Consider the following 23,349-nt stretch of genomic DNA (forward strand, 5'->3'; position numbering starts at 1 on the left):
TCGCTATTCTGTATGTACAAAAGTAAATACAGGGCGTGCCATGCTTTTTGAGTGGGATGAATCCAAGAATAAAGCCAATATATTGAAGCACGGCATCGATTTTAATGACGTTCCGGATATCTTCAGGCATCCAATGCTGGCCTTGCGCGATGATCGAGCGGATTATGGTGAGGAGCGTTGGGTCAGTATTGGCTGGATCAAATTGTTAATGGGTGTAGTCGTATACACCGAACGGTGTGGTGATGTGATCCGTATCATCTCCGCCCGAAAAGCAACCAAGAAGGAGGCCAAATACTATGACGCAAACATCGAAAACTGATTGGGAGCGCTTGGCCAAGATGAATGATGACGAAATTGACACCAGCGATATTCCGGAGCTCGACGCCGACTTTTTCCGGCGTGCCGAATTGCGTGTCCCGGTGAAACAGACGGTCACGATTCGACTTGATGCTGATGTACTGGAGTGGTTTAAAGGCCAGGGTACCGGGTATCAGACGCGAATCAATCAGCTCTTGCGTCAGTACATGCAGGCCCACCAAGGATGATGTGATTCACGGCAGCCCTGCCTTATCGGCAGGGCTGAACTCCTTTGCTTCAGGCCGTCTCTTCTTTGCCCAGCCAGCGATAAACCACACCGCCGACGATTGCACCGAGGATCGGCGCGAGCCAGAACATCCACAGCTGCTGGATCGCCCACCCGCCGACAATCAATGCCGGGCCGGTACTGCGGGCCGGGTTGACCGAGGTGTTGGTGACGGGGATCGAGATCAGGTGGATCAGGGTCAAGGCCAGGCCAATGGCTATGGGGGCCAGGCCCGCAGGGGCACGGCGGTCGGTGGCGCCGAGGATGATCAGCACAAACATCGCCGTCATCACCAGTTCGGTGACAAAGCCTGCCGCCATCGAGTATCCACCGGGTGAATGCTCGCCATAACCATTGGAAGCCAGGCCGCCGGCCAGTTCAAAACCCGGTTTGCCACTGGCAATGAAGTACAGCAGTGCCGCGGCGACGATGCCGCCGATGACTTGGGCCACGATGTACGACGGTAATTCCCTGGCCGGAAACCTTCCGCCCACGACCAGCCCCACCGATACTGCCGGGTTGAGGTGACAACCGCTGATATGACCGATAGCAAAGGCCATGGTCAGCACCGTGAGCCCGAATGCCAGGGCCACACCGAGCAGACCGATCCCGACGTTGGGGAACGCTGCGGCCAACACCGCACTCCCGCAGCCACCCAGTACCAGCCAAAACGTGCCCAATCCTTCCGTAACGGAACGTTTCAACAAAGTAGACATGAACACTTCCTTAGTAGATTGCTCTATCTAGTTAACGGGTAGGTGATGCTCCTTGCAGTGTTACGTCAGGGCCATCCTGGTTCCTGCTTGTAGTACAGCAGGATTGTGGCCCATCACCCGTTCGATAGAGAAAACTGTCAGAATTGTTCGGATTTGGTGGCGCAGCCATGACCCGTCGGGGTCAGTCGATGCCTACAAAACCCCCTGTCTGGTGCTGCCACAAACGTGCATACAATCCGCCATGGGCCAGCAATTGGGCATGGCTGCCACTTTCAGCAATCCGGCCTTTCTCCAGCACCACCAACCTGTCCATTCGCGCAATAGTCGACAGCCGGTGCGCAATCGCAATCACCGTCTTGCCTTGCATCAGGGTTTCCAGGCTTTCCTGAATCGCCGCCTCGACTTCCGAGTCCAGTGCCGAAGTCGCTTCATCCATGATCAGAATCGGCGCGTCTTTAAGCAGCACGCGAGCAATTGCAATGCGTTGACGCTGCCCGCCGGACAGCTTCACGCCGCGTTCACCCACATGCGCGTCCAGCCCGGTGCGGCCTTCGGCATCCGACAGCAATGGGATGAACTCATCGGCACGCGCCTTGTGCACGGCGGCCCAGAGCTCTTCATCGGTAGCATCCGGCTTGCCATACAGCAGGTTGTCGCGGATCGAGCGGTGCAGCAGCGAGGTGTCCTGGGTGATCATGCCGATCTGTTCGCGCAGGGTTTCCTGAGCCACCTCGGCTATGTTCTGGCCATCGATCAGGATGCGCCCGCCTTGCAGGTCGTAAAGGCGCAGCAGCAAGTTGACCAGGGTCGACTTGCCGGCGCCCGAGGGGCCGATCAGGCCGATTTTTTCCCCGGCCTGGATGTTCAGGTCCAGGCCGCCAATGATCCCGCTCTTTTTGCCGTAGTGAAAATCCACCTGCTCAAAGCGCACTTCACCACGGGGCACGCTCAGGCGTGGAGCGTTGTCGCGGTCGGTCACCGCCAGCGGTTGGGCGATGGTTTTCAGGCCGTCCTGCACCATGCCGATGTTTTCGAAAATGCCATTGACCACCCACATGATCCAGCCGGACATGTTGACGATGCGAATCACCAGGCCGGTCGCCAACGCAATTGCACCCACGGAAATCAACGACTGGGTCCACAACCACAGGGCCAGGCCGGTGGTGGTGACGATCAACAGGCCGTTCATGGTGGTGATCACCACGTCCATGCTGGTCACCACGCGGCTGGCCAGCTGGGTCTTTTCGGTCTGCTCGATGATCGCTTCCTTGGCGTATTCCTGTTCGAAATGGGTGTGCGCAAACAGCTTCAAGGTGGTGATGTTGGTGTAGCCGTCGACGATACGGCCCATCAGTTTGGAGCGCGCCTCGGAGGAAATCACCGAACGTTCCTTCACCCGCGGCACGAAATAGCGCAGTGCCAGGCTGTAGCAGACGATCCAGGTCACGAGCGGGATCATCAGGCGCCAATCAGCCTCGGCAAACAGCACCAGGGAGCTGATGGCATAGATCGCTACGTGCCAGATCGCATCCACCGCCGCCACGGCGGAGTCGCGCAGGGAGTTGCCGGTTTGCATGATGCGCTGGGCGATGCGCCCCGCGAAGTCGTTCTGAAAGAAGTTCAAGCTCTGCTTGAGCACGTAGCTGTGGTTCTGCCAGCGGATCAGGCTGGTCATGCCCGGGCTGATGGTCTGGTGTACCAGCAGGTCATGCAAGGCGCCGAAAATTGGGCGCAGCAGCAGCGCGACCACGGCCATCCAGATCAGCTCGCCGCTGTGAACCTGGAAGAAGTCGGCGGGCGGGGTGCCTTGGGCCAGGTCGATGATGCGGCTCAGGTAGCTGAACAGCGCCACTTCAATCAGCGCACCGATCAGGCCCACCACCAGCAAGGCGACGAAATGCGGCCACACCTGGCGCAGGTAGTAGAGGTAGAAGGGCAGGACTTTATCGGGAGGGGCCGCGCTGGGTGCGTCGCGGAAGATATCGATCAGTTGTTCAAAGCGACGATAGAGCATTAAGTTTGACGCCCGCCGTGCGGGCTCTCCTTTCAAATGTGCGCGCAGCCTTGTGGGCCACGCGCGAAGCGGCCTGCCGGCCTCAGTCGATGCGCTTGGCCGACTTGATCACGACAGGATCGATTGGCACGTTCTGCATGCCTTGCTTGGTGGTGGTCTGGGAGTTGACGATGATGTCGACGACGTCCATGCCCTTGACGACTTTGGCGAACACGGCATAACCGGCATCACGACCCGGGTCGAGGAAGGCATTGTCGGCCACGTTGATGAAGAATTGGCTGGTGGCCGAGTTCGGGTCATTGGTACGCGCCATGGACAAGGTGCCGCGTACGTTATGCAGGCCATTGCTGGCTTCGTTCTTGATCGGTGCGTCGGTGGGCTTCTGCGACATCTGCGCGGTGAACCCGCCGCCCTGGACCATGAAGCCCGGGATCACACGGTGGAAAATCGTGTTGGTGTAGAAACCTTTATCGACGTAGGCCAGGAAATTCTTGGTGCTGATCGGCGCCTTGACCGGGTCCAGTTCGATCTCGATCTGGCCGTTGGTGGTATCGATCAGCACGTGAGGCGCCTTGGCGGGTTCGGCGGCCATCAGGTTGGCTGCGAACAGAACGGAGCCGGTAAAGAAGGCGATTTTTTTCAACATGGGTCAGTGATCCTGGGTAGTGGTTTCGACTGTCTTCAGAAAATCGAGCAAGGTCGCGTTAAAGACTTCGGGTTGGTCCAACGGCGTGGCATGGCGGGAATCCTCGATCACCACCAGACGCGCATCGGGCAGCAGTTTTACATAGTTTTCTTTATGCGCCACGGGGGTGTAGTCGTGGTCGGCGCTGATGACCAGGGTTGGACAGGTAATCCTGGAAAGTTGTTCCTGTACGCCCCAGCCCACAATCGCGTCGAAGCTGGCGAGATAAGCACGTTTGTCATTTTTTGCCCAGCGCTCGGCCATCTTGCGGCGCAGGTCGGCCTGGTGCGGTTTGGGAAACAGCCGGTCGCCGAGCGCCTTGCCGATGGTCGCGAGGCTGAGCAGGCGCGCCAGGCTCCAGCGTTTGGCCCATTGCCAGTAGTCATCGACACTGCGCACCTTGACCTCGGGTGCGCTGTTGACGATGCACAGGCTCCTGACCCGGCCGGGTTCGTCCACTGCCAGCTGGAAGGCAATCATACCGCCCATGGACAAGCCGACCACATGAGCGGGTGGCAGGTCCAGGTGTTCGATCAGGGCGATCAGGTCAAGGGTGAAGCCTGCGATGCTATAGCGCTCACGGGGTTTGTCGGAGCGCCCGTGACCGCGTACATCCACCACGATCAGGCGGTAATGCCTGGCCAGCACCGGGACCTGCAATTCCCAGTCCTGGCTGCTGGAGCCCAGGCCGTGGATCAGGATCAGCGGTGCGCCGTGACCATATTCCTCGTAGTGCAGGCTGCAGCCTTCGTGGTCGAACCAGGGCATGCATAAACTCCGTTTCAGGCTTGTCGTGGGGCGGCGAAAGGCGCATCCAGAGGGGCGGTGTCAAAGGTGCGCAGCAGTTCCACGAGGATCTGCGTGGCCGGCCCCAGGGGTTTGTCCTTGTTTGAGTAAAGGTAGAACGTGGGGTTGCGGCTGCCGCCTTTTTCCAAGGGTAGCTGCTTGAGCAGGCCGTCCCTGAGTTCACGTTCGATCAGGTGTCGGGGCAGCCAGGCGAAGCCCAGGCCGCTGCTGACGAATGTGGCGGCAGTGGACAGGCTGCCGACGGTCCAGCGCTGTTCGGCGCCGAGCCAGCCGACATCCCGCGGCTGCTGCCGTCCGGAATCGCGGATCACCACCTGCATCTGGCTTTCGAGGTCCTGGAAGCTCAGTTCGCGGTTCATGCGGTGCAGCGTGTGCTCGGGATGGGCCACGGCCACAAACTCCACATCGCTCATTTCCGTGCCCAGGTAACCGGGGATGCTGAAGCCGCAAATCGCCAGGTCGGCCACGCCTTCAATCAGCAGTTCTTCAACACCCGACAGCACCTCTTCGCGTAGGCGTACGCGGCAACCGCGGCTTTGCGGCATAAAGGCGGAGAGGGCGCGCACCAGGCGCGCATTGGGGTAAGCCGCATCGACCACCAAGCGCACTTCCGCTTCCCAGCCTTGTTCCATATGGTGGGCGAGGTCTTCCAGCTGGCTGGCGTTTTTCACCAGTTGCCGCGAGCGGCGCAACAGCACCTCACCGGCGTCGGTAAGCACTGCCTTGCGCCCGTCGATGCGCAGCAATGGCACCCCGAGTTGATCTTGCATACGCGCCACGGTGTAGCTCACCGAGGACTGCGAACGGTGCAGCGCTTCAGCCGCCTGGGCGAAGCCGCCATGGTCGACCACGGCTTGCAGCGTGCGCCATTGATCGAGGGTAACGCGGGGCGCTTTCAAGATGAGCTCCTCTTGTCCTAAGCTGGCAGCCTTTATGGAGACTGCCGAATGAGAAAATTCTGTTGTGTGTGGCTGGCGCTGTTGCCGATGAGCGCGTTTGCCTACCCGATCGACGTGACTAAGAAGATCGACGGTGTGAGCGTGGATTACACCGCGTCCGATGTGGACGGCGACATCAGTTCGATCCAGTTGAATAACTACGGCACGAATGACGCCGTCTGTTCGGTAACCTTTACCAACGGCCCGGAATCTCCACGTCGTCGTACGGTTACGGTGCCGGCGGGTAAAAGCACCAACACGACGGTCAAGTTCAACCGCGCCATTATCAAAATGCGTATCGCCCTGGCCTGCGCTCCCAAATGAGGCGACAGCGGAGCCTGCGCTTAGCAATACTCCGCTTATTAACAAATTTCTAGATGGGTTATAGCAGTTTTTTGCGCTTTTTTATCGAATGGGCGTTGTTTAATCTTTTCTCCATCGACTTACAGCAAGTACAGATGGAGCCTACATAGCCATGTCCAATGTTCTGATCATCGAAAGCAGTGCCCGCCAGCAGGATTCGATTTCCCGCCAACTGACTCAGCAATTCATCAGCCAATGGCAAGCCGCGCATCCGGCGGATCAGATCAGCGTGCGAGACGTGGCGCTCAACCCGGTTCCGCACCTGGACGCCAATCTGCTGGGCGGCTGGATGAAACCGGTCGAGCAACGCAGCGCCATTGAACAGGCGTCCCTGGACCGCTCCAACGAATTGACCGACGAATTGCTCGCCGCCGATGTGCTGGTGATGGCTGCGCCGATGTACAACTTCGCCATCCCCAGTACGCTCAAAGCCTGGCTGGACCACGTGTTGCGCGCCGGTGTGACCTTCAAGTACACCGCCACCGGGCCCCAGGGCTTGCTGACGGGTAAACGTGCCATCGTGCTCACTGCGCGGGGCGGCATTCATACCGGCGCGACATCTGATCACCAGGAACCGTATTTGCGCCAGGTCATGGCCTTCATCGGGATTCACGACGTGACGTTCATTCACGCTGAAGGGGTGAACCTGAGCGGTGACTTCCAGGAAAAAGGCATCAACCACGCCAAGGCGTTGCTGGCCCAAGTTGCTTGATCCGTTAATCGTCAGATAATCGCGCGGTGTTTATCTAGCTCCACGCCAACCCTTCAAGTACGCGTATCGAACCTCCCTTTGCACTTTTTGCTCCTGAGTGCTCCTGCCCGACTGCCGCTATAGCGAGGTCGGGCTTTTTTTTGCGTCGAGTTTCGTGCCGCGCCGAAAACCTTTAATGTCCCGCCCATTCGAAACGAGGCGCGCATGGGTTATCTACTGGTTGTCACTCTGATTCAGGCATTTTCCTTCAGCTTGATCGGCGAATACCTCGCCGGCCACGTCGACAGTTACTTCGCCGTGCTGGTGCGCGTGCTGTTGGCCGGGCTGGTCTTCATCCCGCTGACCCGCTGGCGCTCGGTGGAGCCCGCGTTCATGCGCAGCATGCTGGTCATCGGCGCATTGCAGTTCGGCGTCACGTACGTGTGCCTGTACCTGAGCTTTCGCGTGCTTACGGTGCCCGAGGTGCTGCTGTTCACCATCCTCACGCCGTTGCACGTGACCCTGATCGAAGACGCCCTCAACCGGCGCTTCAACCCCTGGGCGCTGATTGCCGCATTGGTGGCGGTGGGCGGCGCAGCGGTGATCCGCTTCGATCAGATCACGCCGAATTTCTTCATGGGCTTTTTGCTGCTCCAACTGGCCAATTTCACCTATGCCGCCGGGCAGGTGATGTACAAGCATCTGGTGGCTCGCTACCCGAGTGATCAGCCGCATTATCGGCGCTTCGGTTATTTCTACCTGGGTGCGCTGCTGGTGGTATTGCCGGCGTTCTTGCTGTTCGGCAAGGCCAACTTCCTGCCCGAAGCGCCGCTGCAGTGGGGCGTGCTGTTATTTCTCGGCTTGATCAGCACCGCGCTGGGCATGTACTGGTGGAACAAGGGCGCCTGCCTGGTCAATGGCGGCACCCTGGCGGTGGTGAATAACCTGCATGTGCCGGTGGGCCTGCTGCTCAACCTGCTGATCTGGAACCAGCACGAACCGCTGGGCCGTCTGGCGCTGGGCGGCTTGGTGATTCTGGGGGCGGTGTGGATCAGCCGGTTGGGCGCCAAGGCCCCCCATCGTCGCGTGGCTTAGCCGGCGCGACTCTCAGGGGCTGGTAAATGGCTGGCCCCCAACACCGCCGGCAACACCCCCGCCCGTAGATCATTACCACTCGGCTGCTGATACAGGCTCAGGCCGAACTCCGGCAATACCGCCAGCAAGTAATCGAAGATATCGCCCTGGATGCGCTCGTAATCCGCCCACGCCGTGGTGCGCGTGAAGCAGTAGATCTCCAGCGGCACGCCCTGGGCGGTGGTTTGCATCTGGCGCACCATGCAGGTCATGTTCGGCTGGATCTCCGGATGGCTTTTCAGGTACGCCAGCGCATAGGCACGGAAGGTGCCGAGGTTGGTCATGCGGCGGCGGTTGGCCGACAGCTGCGCACTGTGCCCCTGGGCTTCGTTCCAGGCTTTGAGTTCGGCCTGCTTGCGGCTGATGTAGTCGGTGAGCAGATGCACCTGGGTCATGCGCACTTCTTCATCGTCACGCAGGAAGCGCACACCGCTGGCGTCGATGTACAGGCTGCGCTTGATGCGACGGCCACCGGAGGCCTGCATGCCACGCCAGTTCTTGAACGACTCGGACATCAATCGCCAGGTGGGGATCGAGACGATGGTCTTGTCGAAATTCTGCACCTTGACCGTGTGCAGGGTGATATCCACCACATCACCATCGGCGCCTACTTGAGGCATTTCGATCCAGTCGCCGACCCTCAGCATGTCGTTGCTGGTCAGTTGCACGCTGGCGACGAACGACAGCAGGGTGTCCTTGTACACCAACAGAATCACCGCCGACATGGCGCCAAGCCCGGACAGCAGTAACAGCGGTGAACGGTCGATCAGTGTGGCGACGATGATGATCGCGGCAAATACGAACAGCACCATCTTCGCCAATTGCACATAACCCTTGATCGAGCGGGTGCGCGCATGTTCGGTACGGGCGTAGATGTCCAGCAGGGCGTTGAGCAGGGCGCTCACGGCCAGCGTCATGAACAGGATGGTGAACGCCAGCGCCACGTTGCCGATAAACAGGGCGGCGGTCTTGCTCAGGTCCGGCACCAGGTACAGGCCGAACTGGACCACCAGTGACGGCGTCATCTGTGCCAGGCGGTGGAAGACTTTGTTATGGCGAAAGTCGTTGAGCCAATGCAGTGCCGGCTGGCGCCCGAGCATTTTGACCGCATGCAGGATGAGGTAGCGCGCAACCCGCCCGACCAGCAAGGCGGCTACCAGCAACACCAGCAGACCGAGGCCGGCGTGCAGCATCGGATGTTCGTCGAGGGTGCCCCAGAGGCCTTGGACGTTGAGCCAGAGCTGTTTGATATCCATGGGTAAAACCGATTCCTCTAAATGCAAGACGGGGCCGATTAGAGCATTTAACGGCGACAATGTTGGCTTTATGGACAAAAGCTCTAACAAAAAAGCAGCTGATTAGCACCGTTCGCGTAAAGAAACTCGGTTTGGGCGCCCGAAACCGTTACCCTATGCAGCTGATATTTTGTATTTCTTCGAGGTAGCACCCGTGTTTTCCCAATTCGCCCTGCACGAACGCCTGCTCAAAGCCGTGGCCGAGCTTAAATTTGTCGAGCCTACGCCGGTGCAAGCAGCGGCCATCCCGCTCGCGCTCGAAGGGCGTGACCTGCGGGTGACGGCTCAAACCGGCAGCGGCAAGACCGCCGCTTTCGTCCTGCCGGTACTGAACCGCCTGATCGGCCCGGCCAAAGTTCGCGTCAGTATCAAGACCCTGATCCTGCTGCCGACCCGTGAGCTGGCCCAGCAGACCTTGAAGGAAGTGGAACGTTTCTCGCAATTCACCTTCATCAAGTCCGGCATCATTACCGGCGGCGAAGACTTCAAGGTCCAGGCCGCCATGCTGCGCAAGGTGCCGGACATCCTTATCGGCACCCCAGGCCGCATGATCGAACAACTCAACGCCGGCAACCTCGACCTCAAGGAAGTCGAAGTGCTGGTGCTCGACGAAGCCGACCGCATGCTCGACATGGGCTTTGCCGATGATGTGCAGCGCCTGGTGGGCGAGTGCGTCAATCGCCAGCAGACCATGCTGTTCTCCGCCACCACCGGTGGCTCGACCCTGCGCGACATGGTCGCCCAGGTGTTGAAAAACCCTGAGCACCTGCAGGTCAACAACGTCAGCGACCTGAACGCGACCACGCGTCAGCAGATCGTCACCGCCGACCACAATGTGCACAAAGAGCAGATCCTCAACTGGCTGCTGGCCAACGAGACCTATCAGAAGGCCATCGTGTTCACCAACACCCGTGCTGCCGCCGACCGTATCTATGGCCGCCTGGTGGCCCAGGAATACAAGGCGTTCGTGCTGCACGGCGAGAAAGACCAGAAGGACCGCAAACTGGCCATCGACCGTCTCAAGGCCGGCGGCGTGAAAATCCTCGTGGCCACCGACGTTGCCGCCCGTGGCCTGGATGTCGACGGCCTGGACCTGGTGATCAACTTCGACATGCCCCGCAGCGGCGACGAATACGTGCACCGTATCGGCCGTACCGGGCGTGCCGGTAACGATGGCTTGGCGATCTCGCTGATCTGCCACGGCGACTGGAACCTGATGTCGAGCATTGAACGCTACCTGAAGCAGTCGTTCGAGCGTCGTACCATCAAGGAAGTCAAAGGCACCTACACCGGTCCGAAGAAGGTCAAGGCGTCGGGCAAGGCTGTCGGTGTGAAGAAGAAAAAAACCGACGCCAAGGGCGACAAGAAGAAGACCGGCGCCAAGTCGCCGACCAAGCGCAGGATCGCCAACCGGCCGAAGACCGACAACCTGTCGCTCGTCAGCAAGGACGGCATGGCCCCGCTCAAGCGCCGCAAGCCAGAAGCACCAGCTGCCGAGTAAGGCAGGGGTGAAATGAAAAAACCGGACATTGTCCGGTTTTTTTATGGCCTCAGTTTTTGCTCTTGGCGGCGGCCTCTTCCAGATCCTTGAGGCGTTGATCGATCAGTTGGCACTTGTCGGGCAAGTCGGCCGCGGTGGTGTCCACGTCCATTTTCTTCAGCTCGGCGTTGATTTGCTCGGCCTTGGCCGGGTTTTGCTGTGTCAGCTGGGTGACTTCCCGGGCCAGTTGTTCGCGCTTGGCGGTGGCCTCTTCGGGAGTGCAGGCCCAGGCGGGCAGGGCGGACAGCAGCGTGGCGGCAATCGCCAGTTTTATCAGGGCATTCATGGTCGGACCTCCTTGGCAGTGATGTTCAGTGGAGGTGACGGGGGCGTGGAAAGTTCATAGAAATGACGCCTGTCTATTCAGCTGAACGGCCGCTGACGTGGCCTGTCACACCTTTTGACGGGCTACTTTCCATCGGCCTGCGGGAGGAATCAGGATGACGACTTACAACTGGGATCTGATCGAACGTCTGCTGCATGAAGTACAGAACGGCGAAGGTAGCTTCGCCCCACGCAAATACGCCGAGCAGGAGGCGGCCGAGAAGGCTACGGCGGGTGAGCCTACCGGCAATCTGGATGCGCTGAAAAAGACCGCCGCGGACTACGAGGCACTGCTGTTCAAGCGTGGTTTTATTGAGTCGCGTCCGGAGGAAGAGGGCGGCAATGGCGAGAACTTCATCCTGACTGCGCTCGGTGCGCAGTTGCTGGCGTTGATCGACAGTTCGATCCCGGGCAATGACCACCCGCGCCAGGTACTCGACGAGCAGCCTGATGCACTGGACCCGGCAACCTTTGCCAGCGTTGCGTCCAAGGCCCAGATCGCCTGATGCCCAACGCCCGCGCCGCTGTGGGGGGGCGGGCGAAACTGTCAGATCGGTAATCTGCCGCTAAGGTGGCTGACAGCCGTGCGTGCCTAATCTGCTGCCATTCAACGTATGGAATTGAATTGGCATGCACTCCAAAACCACCCGACGAACATTCGTCAAAGGCCTGGCCGCCGGCGGCTTGCTGGGCGGCCTCGGGCTCTGGCGCACCCCGGTCTGGGCGTTGGCCAGCCCCGGCCAGCCTAGCGTGCTCGCGGGCACGCAATTTGATCTGTTTATCGACCAGTCCCCGGTCAACCTCACAGGCCGCGACCGCACCGCGCTGACGATCAACGGCAGCCTGCCCGGCCCGCTGTTGCGCTGGCGCGAGGGCGACACCGTGACCCTGCGCGTGAAAAACCGCCTGGCTGAGCCGACGTCGATCCACTGGCACGGCATTCTCCTGCCGTCGAACATGGATGGTGTGCCGGGCCTGAGCTTCCAGGGCATCGAGCCGGGTGGCGTGTTTGTCTATCGGTTCACGGTCAGGCAGCACGGCACGTACTGGTACCACAGTCATTCCGGGTTCCAGGAGCAAAGGGGGGTGTATGGCCCGCTGGTGATCGATCCCAAGGTGCCCGAGACGTTCAGCTACCAGCGCGATTACGTGGTGATGCTGTCGGACTGGACCGATGAAGACCCCGTTGCGCTGATGAAAACCCTCAAGAAACAGTCGGATTACTACAACCGGCACAAGCCGACCGTGGGCGATTTTGTGCGGGATGTGGGCAAGCAGGGCTGGTCAGCGACCGTCGACGATCGCTTGATGTGGGCACAGATGAAGATGAACCCTACGGACCTGGCCGACGTCAGTGGCCAGACCTACACCTATCTGCTCAACGGCCAGCCTCCCGGACGCAATTGGACTGGCGTGTTTCAGGCGGGGGAAACGATTCGGCTGCGTTTTATCAACGGCTCGGCGATGAGCTATTTCGATGTGCGCATCCCGGGGCTGAAGATGACCGTGATTGCCGCTGATGGCCAGCCGGTGCAGCCGGTGAGTGTCGACGAGTTCCGCATTGCCGTGGCGGAGACTTTCGACGTGCTGGTCGAGCCGACGGCGCCAGCCTATACGCTGTTTGCCCAATCGATGGACCGCAGCGGCTACGCCCGCGGCACCCTGGCTTGTCAGCCTGGGGCGATTGCCTCAGTCCCGGAGTTGGATCCGCGCCCCTGGATCACCATGGGTGATATGGGCATGGGCGGTATGGATCACGGTGCCATGGCGGATATGCCGGGTATGGAAGGCATGGACCACAGTGCGATGCCGATGCAGGCCCACCCCGCCAGCGAGCAGGACAACCCGTTGGTGGATATGCAAGCCATGAACCCGGTCCCCAAGCTCGATGACCCCGGCATCGGCCTGCGCAACGACGGCCGGCGTGTTCTGACTTACGCTGACCTGCGCAGTACCTTCGAGGATCCTGACGGCCGCGACCCCAGCCGCACCCTTGAATTGCACCTCACCGGGCATATGGAGAAGTTCGCCTGGTCGTTCAATGGGGTGAAGTTTTCCGATGCCGAGCCTTTGCAATTGACTTATGGCGAGCGGGTCCGATTGGTGTTGGTCAACGACACCATGATGAGCCATCCCATTCACCTGCATGGCCTGTGGAGTGACCTGGAAGACGAAAACGGCCAGTTCCAGGTACGCAAACATACCGTCGACATGCCGCCGGGCTCCCGGCGCAGCTACCGCGTAACCGCTGATGCGCTGGGGCGATGGGCCTATCACTGCCATCTGCTGTACCACATGGAGATGGGCATGTTCCGCGAGGTGCGCGTACATGAATGAGCAAGCGAGCATAAGCCGGCATGTTTTATGGGCGTTCATCGGGTTGGCGTTCAGCCCGCTGGCCCTGGCGGATGAGTTTCAAGGCATGAGCCCGGCGATACCCGCGCTCAGCGAGAGCCGCACGCCGATCCCGACCTTGACCGACGCTGATCGCGCCGCGGTGTACAACGCTCCCGGTGGGCACAAGGTTCACGACAGTGCGATCAACTCACTGTTGCTGATCAACCAGTTGGAATGGCAAGACGGCGACGGCGAGGGTGCGCTGAACTGGGATATCAAGGGTTGGGTCGGTGGCGACATCGACCGCCTGTGGTTGCGCAGTGAAGGCGAGCGCAGTGCCGGTCGTACTGAAAGCGCCGAAGCCCAGGTGCTGTGGGGGCATGCCATCAGCCCATGGTGGGATCTGGTGGGCGGTGTGCGCCAGGACTTCAAGCCGGGGGACGGGCAAACCTGGGCAGCGTTTGGTACACAGGGCATGGCGCTGTACAACTTTGAAGCTGAAGCCACGGTGTTTGTCGGCGAGGCGGGGCGTACCGCAGCCCGATTGGAAGGCGACTACGACCTCCTGCTGACCAACCGGCTGATCCTGCAGCCCACCGCCGAACTCAATTTCTATGGCCGTAACGATCCGCAGCGCGGCATCGGTTCTGGCCTTGCGCAGAGTGAGCTGGGCTTGAGGCTGCGTTATGAAGTCCGCCGCGAATGGGCGCCCTACGTGGGTGTCACCTGGAGCCGCAGCTACGGCCAGACTGCGCAATACGCACGGGATGAAGGCGCAGACACCCGTCAGGTGCGCTGGGTGGTGGGCGTACGCCTGTGGTTCTGACGCTTTACTCTTTCTATAACTCGCCGCCACGAGCGGCCTGGAGCCTTGCATGTCAATGTTGAAAACCACCCTGGCGGGCGCTGTGCTGTGGGCGGGACTGATCGCCAGCCTGGCGGCCTCGGCCCATCCGAAACTGTTGTCGTCGACCCCGGTTGAGGGGGCCAAGGGGGCGCCACCGGCCGTGATCGAGCTGCGTTTTTCGGAGAACCTGCTGACGCAGTTTTCCGGCGCCAAGCTGACCATGACCGATATGCCCGGTATGCCGAATTCGCCGATGCCGGTAAAAGCCAGTGTCGCGGCCAGTGCCGACCCCAAGGTGATGCTGATCAAGCCCGCCTCTACGCTGGTGACCGGTACCTATAGGGTCGACTGGCGTGCCGTGTCGTCCGACACCCACCCGATCCTCGGCAACGTGGTGTTCAGCGTCCAGCCATGAGTGAACTGCTTCCGGTTGTTCTGCGCTTTGCTCTTTATCTGGACTTGATGCTGGTGTTTGGCCTGGGGCTGTTTGGCCTGTATGCCGATAGCCGGCCGCTGGATCTGAAGTGGTTGCTGCGGGTGTTGGCAAGCCTGGGGGTGCTGCTTTCGGTGGCGTCGCTGTTGTCGATGACCCAGGCCATGAGCGGTGCCGAGGATTGGTCGACACTGTGGCCACACCTGCAGATGATGCTCTGGCAGACCGAACTGGGCTGGAGCTGGTGGCTACGGATTGTTGCGCTGTTCTGGTTGGTGCTCAGCACCCGCTTGGCCACTTGGTTCGGTGGCCTGGCATTGGTGACGCTGGCGTGGACCGGGCATGGCGTGATGCATGAGGGCGCGCTTGGGGTGTGGCATCTGCTCAGTGACAGTGCTCACCTGTTGGCGGCGGCGGGCTGGGTCGGGGCATTGGCGGCGTTCGGTTTATTGCTGATGCGCAGGTCCGCGCCGGCGGTGCAGGTATTGGCACGCACCTTGGCGGGCTTCGAGCGCGTGGGTGTGGCATTCGTCGCGGTGCTGATTGCCACGGGCGTGGCGAACTATCTGTTTGTGGTCGGGCCGAACCTGGATGGCATCACGGGTGGCGTCTACGCGATCCTGTTGTGTTTCAAGTTGGGATTGTTCGGCCTGATGCTGGGGCTGGCGGCGCTCAATCGTTCCCATCTGGCGCCGTTGCTCCAGCGTTCGCTGGCGCAGGGCGACCACGCCGCCGCGTGTACAGCCTTACGCCGCAGCATCGCCCTGGAATTTGCGGCGGTGCTGGCGATCCTGGCGTTGGTGGCTTGGCTCGGGACGCTGGCGCCGACCTAGGGCTGCGTGCTCTTCAGGCATTTGAGCGCTTGGAAATCGGCGCGCACCTTGTCGATTTTCTGGGTGAGCTTCTGACGTTGTTGCACGCTGCTTTCGGCCATCAGGTCGACGATCAGGCTGCGCGCTGCCGCTTCTGTTTGTGTATAGGCGGTGCGGTACTGCGGGGTCCAAAGGCTTTCGCGGTTCACCAGCAATTGCTCGATCTTCTGCGGGAAGTCGGCGTTGCGGCGTTGTTGCAGGGCCTCGATAAATTGCGCCTGCCAGCGCGCGCGGTTGTCGATCCAGGCTTGGTTCTGCGGGCCCAATGCGATGGACCAGGCTGTCACGCGGTTCTGCTGGCTGGTGCTCAACGGGCCGATCCAGGCGTCCAGGCGTTTGCTCATACGCTCGGCGCGCTCCTTGATCTGCCGCTCCAGCGGTGGCTTGAGGTATTCGTCCTGGCGTTTTTTCAGGTCCTTGGCAAAGGCGTCCTGCATGTCCTTGACTTGCTGATCATCCAGGCCTTGTAACAGCTCGACCGCTGACGGGGTGATTTGCCGGGCAATCTCGGCGATCGCCTGCTTGGCCTCCAGGGTACGCGATTGCAGAGCGGCGTCGCTGACCTTGTTTTCGTCGACCATCTGTTGCAGGCGGTCGAGCCAATCCAGGTAGCCGGGCAATTGCGTGGTGCAGTGCCAGGCCAGGTGTTGCTTGAGTGTGTCGTTGAACCAACTCTTCTGCCCGGCGTTCATTTCCAGGTAGTCACTGAGGGTCCAGGGGATGATCACATCGAGATTGCGGTAGGCCAGGCCTACGCGATTGCAGCCGGCCAGTATCAGGCTCAGGCTCAGGCTCAGCAGTATCACCAGAAGTTTGAGCCGACGCAGCATGGGCAGGTCCTTGCGCAGTGGGGTTCATGCATGTGAACCCACGCCGGGCGCGACAGTTCAGCCGATTAATAAAACGACCGCGCAGCCTTCAAGGTCAACAGGCCATCGCATTGTGAGTTGTGTCCGGAATATGCCGAGCAGTCGCTGCCGCTGAGGCTGGAGCCGCTGTAGATCAGGTCCAGGTCGATGCCTTTCCATTCGCGCGAGAACTGTACCGACCAATCGTTGAAGCTGCTGATCGAGCCTCCCTCCACTGAGACCGGGCTGCCCAACTGATGCGTGGTGTACTTCATGCTGACGCCGATGCCGAAGGGCTGCGTGCCGCCGAGGTCGGCGAACAGGGTGCTGTCCTGTCGGTCCGGGTCGTTGCTCAAGGACACGCCGAAGCGGTTGCCCAGCAGGTTCAGGCCGCCATACAACTCCTGGCTGTCGAGCGGGCTGAGCTTGGGATGGCTGTAGTGGATCAATCCGACTTCGTAGCCCAGGGTCTGGTCGAAGGGGCGTTTGAAGCCCATGTAGGAATCGACTTCGAAGTTTTTGCTGGAGGACAAGCCCATGCTGGGGGAGAACTGGCCGAAATACAGGCCGCTGTCATGGCTCAGGTCCAGGCCACCGTGGAACGAGTCACTGCCTGGCGAGGTGGGTTTGACCAGGCCTTGGGCCATGCTGCGGCTGGGGGTGGTGCCTAATTTGAGATCGAAGTCGCCCAGTTCGCGCTGGAAAATCTGCGCCTCGGCCAGTGGGCTCGCCACCAGGATGCTGATCAATACAATGCAGGGTTTGAGCACGCTTCACTCCATAAAAAGCGAGGAGCCGTAACGGAAAAATCGGGCAAGTGCCCGTGCTAGACGTGTGCAAGCATACCGGCGAATGCCAGGCGGTGAGCCCCGTTCGTCGATTGGCACAAATATGGAGAAGGTGTTTCGGGCTCCAGTCCTAGCGCCTTGAAGGCAAGACGCTTAGGGACCAGATGGGTAGACAGGTGTTATTTCTTGCCCAGGCTGATCTGCTTGGACGGGCCGAAAGTCTGGCCGCTTACGCCCTTGGCAATTTGCTGGATTTCGCCACCGGACTTGAGAAACGCTGCAATCTGGCTGTTGATCGATTCGCTGGTTTCAACGGCGGGAGCTGGCTTTGCTTTGCTGTTGGATGCTTTTACGCGCATGGCGGCCACTAACCTGTAGAAAATTAACTTGGCCAGGCATCGTACAGGAAATACTTGACAATTGCTTGGCAAATATCCCCTGGGAATAACTGGCGCGGCGGAAAATAGCCGAAGTCTATCTATCAAATAATCGCCTAACTTACTGTTTTAACTCGAAACCACGGGGTATACGGCGCTTCGCATCCCTGGAAAAACTCAGGCGTTTGATCAGACGAGCGGGGCGTCGCCGCTGGAAGCCCGTGCCAGCCCGCGATTTTTCAGGCGCACGCGCGTGGTAGGCGCAACTCGGGTAGAATGCCGCCGACGTAATGAGGGTATTGGACATGGCTTTAGTCGGGCGCTACAACAGTTTGCAAGTGGTTAAACATACTAACTTCGGTTTGTACCTGGATGGCGCGCAAGATGGTGAAATCCTCTTGCCGAATCGGTATATCCCCAAAGATATTCCCAGCGAAGATGAAGACTGGCTTAACGTTTTCATTTATCTGGACAGCGATGACAAACTTATTGCCACGACTGAAAAACCGAAAGTTCAAGTGGGCGAATTTGCCAGTTTGAAAGTGGTGGAAGTCAACAGCATTGGTGTATTCCTTGACTGGGGCTTACCTAAGGATCTGTTGCTCCCGTATTCGGAAGAAAAACGCCAATTGAGTGCCGGTGATTACTGCGTGGTGCATGTCTACCTCGACAAGCACACCAAACGCATCACCGCCACTGCACGCCTGGATCGTTACCTGGACAAAACGCCGGCCAACTACCAGGTAGGCCAGGAAGTCGACCTGCTGGTGGCCGAAGCCACCGACATGGGTTTCAAGGCGATCATCAACAACAAGCACTGGGGCCTGATCCACAAGAACGAAGTGTTCAAGTTCCTGCGCCCCGGCAAGCAGGAAAAAGGCTTTATCAAAGAGATCCGTGCCGATGGCAACATCAGCCTGAGCCTGCAGCCGGTTGGCCAGGAAGCGGCGTCCAGCCTCAACTCGAAGATCCTCGCCAAGTTGCGCGAAAACAACGGCACCTTGCCGGTCAGCGACAAAAGCGACCCGGCGCTGATCAGCAACTTGTTCGGCGTCAGCAAGGGCAACTTCAAGAAGGCCATTGGTGCGCTCTACAAGCAAGGCCAGATTGTGATTCATGCCGATCGCATTGAACTAAGCTGAGCCCGGCTTGCTCTTCTGTAGGCGCCCATCGGCGCCTACAGAGGCTATATAAATGATGCGCAAAACACTCTTCGCTTACCTCGGCACCTTGCTCGCCTTTCTGCTGCTCGACGGCCTCTGGCTCGGCGTCCTGATGGGCCCTACCTACAAGTCCCTGCTCGGCTCGTTGATGCTCGATCAACCCCGCCTATTGCCGGCGGTGCTGTTCTATCTCCTGTATGCCGCCGGTTGTGTGGTGTTAGTGGTGCTGCCGAGCGCCAGCTGGCAACGCGCCGCACGCCTGGGGGCGCTGCTCGGCCTGGTGGCCTACGGCACTTATGACTTGAGCAACTGGGCCACGCTGCAAGGCTGGTCTGCCGGTTTGGCGGTGATGGACATGGCCTGGGGCACCTTTCTGACGGCGGTCTGTTGTGCTGCCGGCTACCTGTGTGCACATCGGGTGCAACACTGATTGTGTACAGGATTTTAATGCACCGTTGCTGAGCGCCCATCCTGCTTGTAAAGCCTTTGTAGTCCCTGTGGAACGCTGATTCAGAGGGATTGTGTGCCATTGGCACGTATTCTGCTGAATGCCTCGTATACAAACCGCGCCGCCTAACGTATGCACGCTGCGACGACAGCGCCGGCCGGTATTTCGAGGAGCCCAGCGATGACCGAACAACACCCCAAAGGCTACAGCCCGCGCCTGTACAACCAGGACCTGGGGCCTTTGCCGCAAAAATGGACCTGGTACAACATCTTCGCCTTCTGGATGAGTGATGTGCACAGCGTGGGCGGCTATGTATTCGCCGCCAGCCTGTTCGCGCTCGGCCTGGCCAGTTGGCAGGTGTTGATCGCCTTGCTTGCCGGGATCTGCATCGTGCAGTTGATCGCCAATCTGGTGGCCAAGCCGAGCCAGCAGGCCGCCGTGCCGTATCCGGTGATCTGTCGACTGGCGTTTGGCGTATTCGGGGCGAATATTCCGGCGGTGATTCGTGGGTTGATCGCTGTAGCGTGGTACGGCATTCAGACGTACTTGGCGTCGAGTGCCTTAATCATCGTGGTGCTGCGCTTTTTCCCACAGATGGCGGTTTACGCAGAGCCGCATTTTGCAGGGTTGTCTTATCTGGGCTGGTTTGGTTTTCTCTGTTTATGGGGGTTGCAGGCCGCGGTGTTCTGGGCCGGCATGGAGTCGATCCGCCGCTTTATCGACTGGGCTGGGCCGGTGGTGTACGCGGTGATGTTTGCCTTGGCCGGTTGGATCGTATGGAAGGCCGGCTGGGCGAATATCAGTTTCACCCTGGCGGAAAAATCCCTGTCGGGCTGGCAAGCCTTCGGTCAGGTGATCGTGGCGACGGCGCTGGTGGTGTCGTACTTCTCCGGCCCCACACTGAATTTTGGTGATTTCAGCCGCTATTGCCGCAGCATGCGCGACGTACGGCGCGGTAACTTCTGGGGGCTGCCGGTGAATTTCCTGGCATTTTCCCTGGTCACCGTGGTGATCGTTTCGGGCACGCTGCCGGTATTTGGCGAAATGCTTCACGACCCGATCGCCACCGTCTCGCGCATCGACAACAGCCTGGCTGTGTTGCTGGGAGCCTTTGCTTTCGTCACCGCGACCATCGGCATCAATATCGTGGCCAATTTCGTGTCGCCGGCGTTTGATTTTGCCAATGTGGCACCGAGCAAAATCAGCTGGCGGGCCGGGGGGATGATCGCCGCCGTGGCATCGATCTTCATCACCCCGTGGAACCTGTTCAATAACCCACTGATGATCCACTACACCCTGGACATCCTTGCAGCGTTCATTGGCCCGTTGTTCGGGATTCTGCTGGTGGACTTCTACCTGGTCAAAAAGCAGAAGATCGATGTGGATGCGCTGTTCGATGACAGCCCGAGCGGGCGCTACTACTTCGACGGCGGGGTGAATTGGACGGCGGTCAAAGCCCTGGTGCCCGCGACGCTGGTGGGGGTTGCAATCACCTTCACGCCGGCGCTGCAGGGCATGGCCAACTTTGCCTGGTTTACCGGCTGTTTCCTGGGAGGGCTGTTTTTCCTGGTGCTTGCCCGGCGCGAGCAGGTTCGCTCGCCGACGCCGCTGGTTGCCGGTTGATCAGTATTACGCCCGCTAATATCAGGCCGCCGCCGGCAATCACCAAGGCCGGTTGCAGGCCGCCGCTCCAGTGACTGCTCAGCGACGCCAGCAACGGGCCGCTCAATTGCCCGACGGCAAAGCTGGCGGTCAACAGCCCGGTGCTGCGCTGGTAGCCGTGGGGGGCGACTTCCCGCAAGCGGGCCATCACCAACTGCATGCAAGCCAGGAACGGTGCACCGCACAGCAATACGCCCAGCGCCAAGCCCCAGCCATTGCCCAGCAAGCAGGCGAACACCCCGGCTGCTTGTAGCCATAACGTGCTCATCAGCCAGCGGCGGGTGGTGTGCGGGTCTTTGCGGCGCAGGCTGGCGATCACCACGCCCATCGCGGCAGCCAGGCCAAAGCATGGCCAGAACAGATCGGCTTGCCAGGCGCCGTTGAATTGCGCGCTGGCCATTTGTGACAGGAAGGTCGCCGGAATGATGTAGCCCAGGCCATACAGGAAGTAAATCCAGCACAAATGCGCGATGCTGGCGTTGCCACCCGCGTGATGGACGTGGGCAACTGGCGCGATCGGTTGAGGCAGGAACGGCAGGGTCGCCAGCAGCATTACCAGCGCCACGACGCCATACACCAACCACAGCGTTGCCGAGCTTTGCCCCAGACGGTTCGAGCCCAATGCCAGCAACCCGGTCAGCAGAATGCCCAGCCCCGGTCCGGCAAACACCAAGGCGCCCAGGCGTGCTCGCCCGGCGGCAATCGCCAGGGGCTGGCTCAAGCTGGTGATCATCACCAACGCCCAGGCACTGGCGACGCCGGTGCCAAAGCGCAGCAACAGGTGCGGCCAGAACCCCTGCGCCCAATACGACGCCAGGGTCAGCAGCACGCAAAGCCACAGCCCGCCGTACATCCGACCTCGTACGTGGTGATGGCTGCGGGCGAAGATCGAATCCACTGCACCCACGAAGTAGCCCAGGTAATTGGCCGCCGCGATCAGCCCTGCGCCGGTCAGGTCGACCTGGCCTTCACTGAGCAGGTGGGGCATCTGCGGGGTCAGCGCGAAGCGGCCAATGCCCATGGCCATCATCAAGGCGATAAAGCTGGCGAGTAAGCGGATCAGGGGGGACATGTTCAGGTTTCCTGCAAGGCAGCGATTGACCTTCAGGCTAAATCGAGTTTACTTTCTGTAAAAATGAATAATATTGAGTAACTTGTTCAGTTTTGGAGAAAGGCGTGGAGTTCAGTCAATTGCGTATTTTCCAGGCCGTGGCGGAGGAGGGTTCCATCACCCGTGCAGCTGAACGCTTGCACCGAGTGCCGTCGAACCTGTCGACACGGCTCAAGCAGATGGAAGAACAGCTCGGTGTTGAGTTGTTCGTGCGCGAGCGCCAGCGTTTGCAGCTTTCTCCAGCGGGCAAAGTGTTACTGGACTACAGCACCCGTCTGCTGGCGCTGCACGACGAAGCCCACGGCGCTGTGCAAGGCGGGCAACCGGCCGGCGATTTTGTGCTGGGCAGTATGTACAGCACTGCGGCGATTCATTTGCCGAAGTTGTTGGCGCGTTACCACAAGGCCTACCCGATGGTGAACCTGCAGGTGCAATCGGCGCCCAGCGGCGAGCTTTTGGAGGGCCTGATCGCCGGTCGCCTGGACGCGGCGCTGGTGGACGGCCCCATCACCATCGCTACCCTTGATGGTGTGCCCTTGTGCGAAGAACGGCTGGTGTTGATCTGCGAAGCCGATCACCCACCCGTGCGCGGCCCCCAGGATGTGGCGGGCCGCTCGGTATTCACCTTCCGCCGCAGTTGTGCTTACCGCGCACGCCTTGAAACCTGGTTTTCCCACGACCGTGTGGCCATGGGCCGGGCGATCGAGATCGAGTCTTATCAAGGCATGCTCGCCTGCGTGATTGCCGGTTCCGGTGTGGCATTGATGTCTGAATCCATGCTCGACAGCCTGCCGGGCAAGGACGGTGTGTCCGTTCATCCCCTGACCGGGCCTTTTGCCACTGCGACTACCTGGCTCATGTGGCGAAAGGGGATGCTCGGCGCTAACCTCAATGCATGGATTGACCTGCAGCAGGCAGGCAGAGCCGAGATCCTGCAAGACACGCGCGCGATCGCTTGAGCGATCCGTCAGGATTTAGATGAATTCAGTAATAGTTCGTTGTGTTTTCGTACAAGCAATACGTAAGACTTAACGCTACTATCTGTAGGAAGCGGCGACAGAATTAGCGCCGACCCGCATTACCCTCAAAGGGGGGCACCACCATGAAAGAGAAAATTCAGAACTGGCTCCATGACCTCGGCGTGGCACTCGGCTTGATCGAGCCTCCGCTGCAACCGGTGCCTATTCGTACGGATGATGAGCAACGCCGTCCCCGTCGCAGGTAGACCCTGAGGCGCTCATGTGATCGTGGCCGTGATCATGCGGGCGTTGAGGGCGTGGTTCCTCTTCGGAGCGCCTTCCGTGCTCCGTATGCCTTACGCGGCCGCCGTTTTTTACTGCCGCTTTCCATGTGTTAAACCTTAATTAACTAGG

Annotated in this window: 27 protein-coding genes; 16 read left to right on the forward strand and 11 right to left on the reverse strand. The window is 60.0% G+C overall.

Annotation, left to right across the window (positions count from 1 at the left end):
- The first annotated feature begins 40 nt into the window (after nt 1-40).
- Both JBE38_RS01095 and JBE38_RS01100 read left to right on the forward strand, forming a co-directional pair.
- Nucleotides 41-319 carry a BrnT family toxin gene (locus JBE38_RS01095; RefSeq protein WP_060756135.1) on the forward strand — a complete coding sequence of 93 codons (279 nt, stop codon included), beginning with the start codon at nt 41-43 and terminating at the stop codon, nt 317-319.
- The gene (locus JBE38_RS01100; protein WP_060756134.1) at nt 297-545 is read left to right on the forward strand and encodes a BrnA antitoxin family protein; all 249 of its coding nucleotides are present in this window, start codon (nt 297-299) and stop codon (nt 543-545) included. Before JBE38_RS01095 ends, JBE38_RS01100 begins: the two co-directional genes overlap by 23 nt.
- Before the next feature lie 49 nt (nt 546-594).
- On the opposite strand, the gene aqpZ is transcribed toward JBE38_RS01100, so the two are convergent.
- The 5 genes from aqpZ to JBE38_RS01125 form a co-directional block, all read right to left on the reverse strand.
- Nucleotides 595-1,299 (reverse strand): aquaporin Z, encoded by a 705-nt coding sequence (aqpZ, locus tag JBE38_RS01105; protein WP_205343377.1) that lies wholly within the window; start codon nt 1,297-1,299, stop codon nt 595-597.
- A 181-nt stretch (nt 1,300-1,480) separates the two neighbouring features.
- Nucleotides 1,481-3,313, reverse strand: a complete 1,833-nt coding sequence (locus JBE38_RS01110) for an ABC transporter ATP-binding protein (protein ID WP_198762214.1) — start codon at nt 3,311-3,313, stop codon at nt 1,481-1,483.
- An 82-nt stretch (nt 3,314-3,395) separates the two neighbouring features.
- The gene (locus JBE38_RS01115; RefSeq protein WP_060756131.1) at nt 3,396-3,959 is read right to left on the reverse strand and encodes a peptidylprolyl isomerase; all 564 of its coding nucleotides are present in this window, start codon (nt 3,957-3,959) and stop codon (nt 3,396-3,398) included.
- A gap of 3 nt (nt 3,960-3,962) precedes the next feature.
- Entirely contained in the window at nt 3,963-4,766 is an 804-nt protein-coding gene (locus tag JBE38_RS01120) for an alpha/beta fold hydrolase (RefSeq protein WP_205343378.1), read from the reverse strand.
- A gap of 14 nt (nt 4,767-4,780) precedes the next feature.
- Nucleotides 4,781-5,704, reverse strand: a complete 924-nt coding sequence (locus tag JBE38_RS01125; RefSeq protein ID WP_060756129.1) for a LysR family transcriptional regulator — start codon at nt 5,702-5,704, stop codon at nt 4,781-4,783.
- A gap of 48 nt (nt 5,705-5,752) precedes the next feature.
- On the opposite strand from JBE38_RS01125, the gene JBE38_RS01130 reads away from it, so the two are divergent.
- From JBE38_RS01130 to JBE38_RS01140, 3 genes are all read left to right on the forward strand, one after another.
- The gene (locus JBE38_RS01130) at nt 5,753-6,067 is read left to right on the forward strand and encodes a hypothetical protein (protein WP_060756128.1); all 315 of its coding nucleotides are present in this window, start codon (nt 5,753-5,755) and stop codon (nt 6,065-6,067) included.
- 151 nt (nt 6,068-6,218) lie between these two features.
- Nucleotides 6,219-6,818 carry an FMN-dependent NADH-azoreductase gene (locus tag JBE38_RS01135; RefSeq protein ID WP_060756127.1) on the forward strand — a complete coding sequence of 200 codons (600 nt, stop codon included), beginning with the start codon at nt 6,219-6,221 and terminating at the stop codon, nt 6,816-6,818.
- Nucleotides 6,819-7,022: 204 nt separating this feature from the next.
- Nucleotides 7,023-7,892 (forward strand): carboxylate/amino acid/amine transporter, encoded by an 870-nt coding sequence (locus JBE38_RS01140; RefSeq protein WP_205343379.1) that lies wholly within the window; start codon nt 7,023-7,025, stop codon nt 7,890-7,892.
- Here JBE38_RS01140 and JBE38_RS01145 read toward each other — a convergent pair.
- The gene (locus JBE38_RS01145; RefSeq protein ID WP_060756125.1) at nt 7,889-9,187 is read right to left on the reverse strand and encodes a mechanosensitive ion channel family protein; all 1,299 of its coding nucleotides are present in this window, start codon (nt 9,185-9,187) and stop codon (nt 7,889-7,891) included. The genes JBE38_RS01140 and JBE38_RS01145 overlap by 4 nt on opposite strands.
- A 193-nt stretch (nt 9,188-9,380) precedes the next feature.
- On the opposite strand from JBE38_RS01145, the gene JBE38_RS01150 reads away from it, so the two are divergent.
- The gene (locus JBE38_RS01150; protein WP_104996174.1) at nt 9,381-10,727 is read left to right on the forward strand and encodes a DEAD/DEAH box helicase; all 1,347 of its coding nucleotides are present in this window, start codon (nt 9,381-9,383) and stop codon (nt 10,725-10,727) included.
- A 49-nt stretch (nt 10,728-10,776) separates the two neighbouring features.
- Here JBE38_RS01150 and JBE38_RS01155 read toward each other — a convergent pair whose 3' ends face one another.
- On the reverse strand, nt 10,777-11,052 hold the full coding sequence (locus JBE38_RS01155) for a hypothetical protein (RefSeq protein WP_060756123.1): 276 nt from the start codon (nt 11,050-11,052) through the stop codon (nt 10,777-10,779).
- A 154-nt stretch (nt 11,053-11,206) separates the two neighbouring features.
- Here JBE38_RS01155 and JBE38_RS01160 point away from each other — a divergent pair, with 154 nt between their 5' ends.
- The 5 genes from JBE38_RS01160 (at nt 11,207) to copD (ending at nt 15,540) form a co-directional block, all read left to right on the forward strand.
- Nucleotides 11,207-11,596: a transcriptional regulator gene (locus JBE38_RS01160; protein ID WP_205343380.1), complete on the forward strand. Its 390-nt coding sequence runs from the start codon at nt 11,207-11,209 to the stop codon at nt 11,594-11,596.
- 124 nt (nt 11,597-11,720) lie between these two features.
- Nucleotides 11,721-13,427: a copper resistance system multicopper oxidase gene (locus JBE38_RS01165; protein WP_205343381.1), complete on the forward strand. Its 1,707-nt coding sequence runs from the start codon at nt 11,721-11,723 to the stop codon at nt 13,425-13,427.
- On the forward strand, nt 13,420-14,253 hold the full coding sequence (locus tag JBE38_RS01170; protein WP_205343382.1) for a copper resistance protein B: 834 nt from the start codon (nt 13,420-13,422) through the stop codon (nt 14,251-14,253). Before JBE38_RS01165 ends, JBE38_RS01170 begins: the two co-directional genes overlap by 8 nt.
- A gap of 49 nt (nt 14,254-14,302) precedes the next feature.
- Complete coding sequence (gene copC, locus JBE38_RS01175) at nt 14,303-14,689, forward strand: copper homeostasis periplasmic binding protein CopC (protein ID WP_205343383.1); 387 nt, start codon at nt 14,303-14,305, stop codon at nt 14,687-14,689.
- A complete protein-coding gene (gene copD / locus JBE38_RS01180) occupies nt 14,686-15,540 on the forward strand; it encodes a copper homeostasis membrane protein CopD (protein WP_205343384.1) in 855 nt (284 codons plus the stop codon). The genes copC and copD overlap by 4 nt, the downstream gene beginning before the upstream one ends.
- On the opposite strand, the gene JBE38_RS01185 is transcribed toward copD, so the two are convergent.
- The 3 genes from JBE38_RS01185 to JBE38_RS01195 all read right to left on the reverse strand — a co-directional run bounded on the left by JBE38_RS01185 (nt 15,537) and on the right by JBE38_RS01195 (nt 17,574).
- Nucleotides 15,537-16,409 carry a DUF6279 family lipoprotein gene (locus tag JBE38_RS01185; protein WP_205343385.1) on the reverse strand — a complete coding sequence of 291 codons (873 nt, stop codon included), beginning with the start codon at nt 16,407-16,409 and terminating at the stop codon, nt 15,537-15,539. The genes copD and JBE38_RS01185 overlap by 4 nt on opposite strands.
- Nucleotides 16,410-16,474: 65 nt before the next feature.
- Nucleotides 16,475-17,197, reverse strand: coding sequence for a TorF family putative porin (locus JBE38_RS01190; RefSeq protein ID WP_126870729.1), 723 nt, complete (start codon nt 17,195-17,197; stop codon nt 16,475-16,477).
- Between the two features lie 197 nt (nt 17,198-17,394).
- Nucleotides 17,395-17,574 carry a hypothetical protein gene (locus JBE38_RS01195; RefSeq protein WP_003193095.1) on the reverse strand — a complete coding sequence of 60 codons (180 nt, stop codon included), beginning with the start codon at nt 17,572-17,574 and terminating at the stop codon, nt 17,395-17,397.
- Between the two features lie 323 nt (nt 17,575-17,897).
- Between JBE38_RS01195 and JBE38_RS01200 the strand changes: the two genes are divergently transcribed.
- From JBE38_RS01200 to JBE38_RS01210, 3 genes are all read left to right on the forward strand, one after another.
- On the forward strand, nt 17,898-18,734 hold the full coding sequence (locus JBE38_RS01200; RefSeq protein WP_060756116.1) for a CvfB family protein: 837 nt from the start codon (nt 17,898-17,900) through the stop codon (nt 18,732-18,734).
- A gap of 52 nt (nt 18,735-18,786) precedes the next feature.
- Nucleotides 18,787-19,185 carry a DUF2177 family protein gene (locus JBE38_RS01205; protein WP_060756115.1) on the forward strand — a complete coding sequence of 133 codons (399 nt, stop codon included), beginning with the start codon at nt 18,787-18,789 and terminating at the stop codon, nt 19,183-19,185.
- 198 nt (nt 19,186-19,383) lie between these two features.
- Complete coding sequence (locus tag JBE38_RS01210) at nt 19,384-20,826, forward strand: NCS1 family nucleobase:cation symporter-1 (RefSeq protein WP_205343386.1); 1,443 nt, start codon at nt 19,384-19,386, stop codon at nt 20,824-20,826.
- Here JBE38_RS01210 and JBE38_RS01215 read toward each other — a convergent pair.
- Nucleotides 20,738-21,937 carry an MFS transporter gene (locus JBE38_RS01215; protein ID WP_205343387.1) on the reverse strand — a complete coding sequence of 400 codons (1,200 nt, stop codon included), beginning with the start codon at nt 21,935-21,937 and terminating at the stop codon, nt 20,738-20,740. The two genes, JBE38_RS01210 and JBE38_RS01215, sit on opposite strands and share 89 nt — an antisense overlap.
- 104 nt (nt 21,938-22,041) lie before the next feature.
- Here JBE38_RS01215 and ptrR point away from each other — a divergent pair, with 104 nt between their 5' ends.
- Together ptrR and JBE38_RS27790 are read left to right on the forward strand one after the other, a co-directional pair.
- Nucleotides 22,042-22,935: a putrescine utilization regulator PtrR gene (ptrR, locus tag JBE38_RS01220; protein ID WP_060756112.1), complete on the forward strand. Its 894-nt coding sequence runs from the start codon at nt 22,042-22,044 to the stop codon at nt 22,933-22,935.
- A gap of 143 nt (nt 22,936-23,078) precedes the next feature.
- Nucleotides 23,079-23,201 (forward strand): PA1414 family protein, encoded by a 123-nt coding sequence (locus tag JBE38_RS27790; protein WP_003193089.1) that lies wholly within the window; start codon nt 23,079-23,081, stop codon nt 23,199-23,201.
- Nucleotides 23,202-23,349: the final 148 nt, after the last annotated feature.

Source organism: Pseudomonas sp. ICBG1301, assembly GCF_016918385.1.
In the GTDB taxonomy this organism is placed as follows: Bacteria; Pseudomonadota; Gammaproteobacteria; order Pseudomonadales; family Pseudomonadaceae; genus Aquipseudomonas; species Aquipseudomonas palleroniana.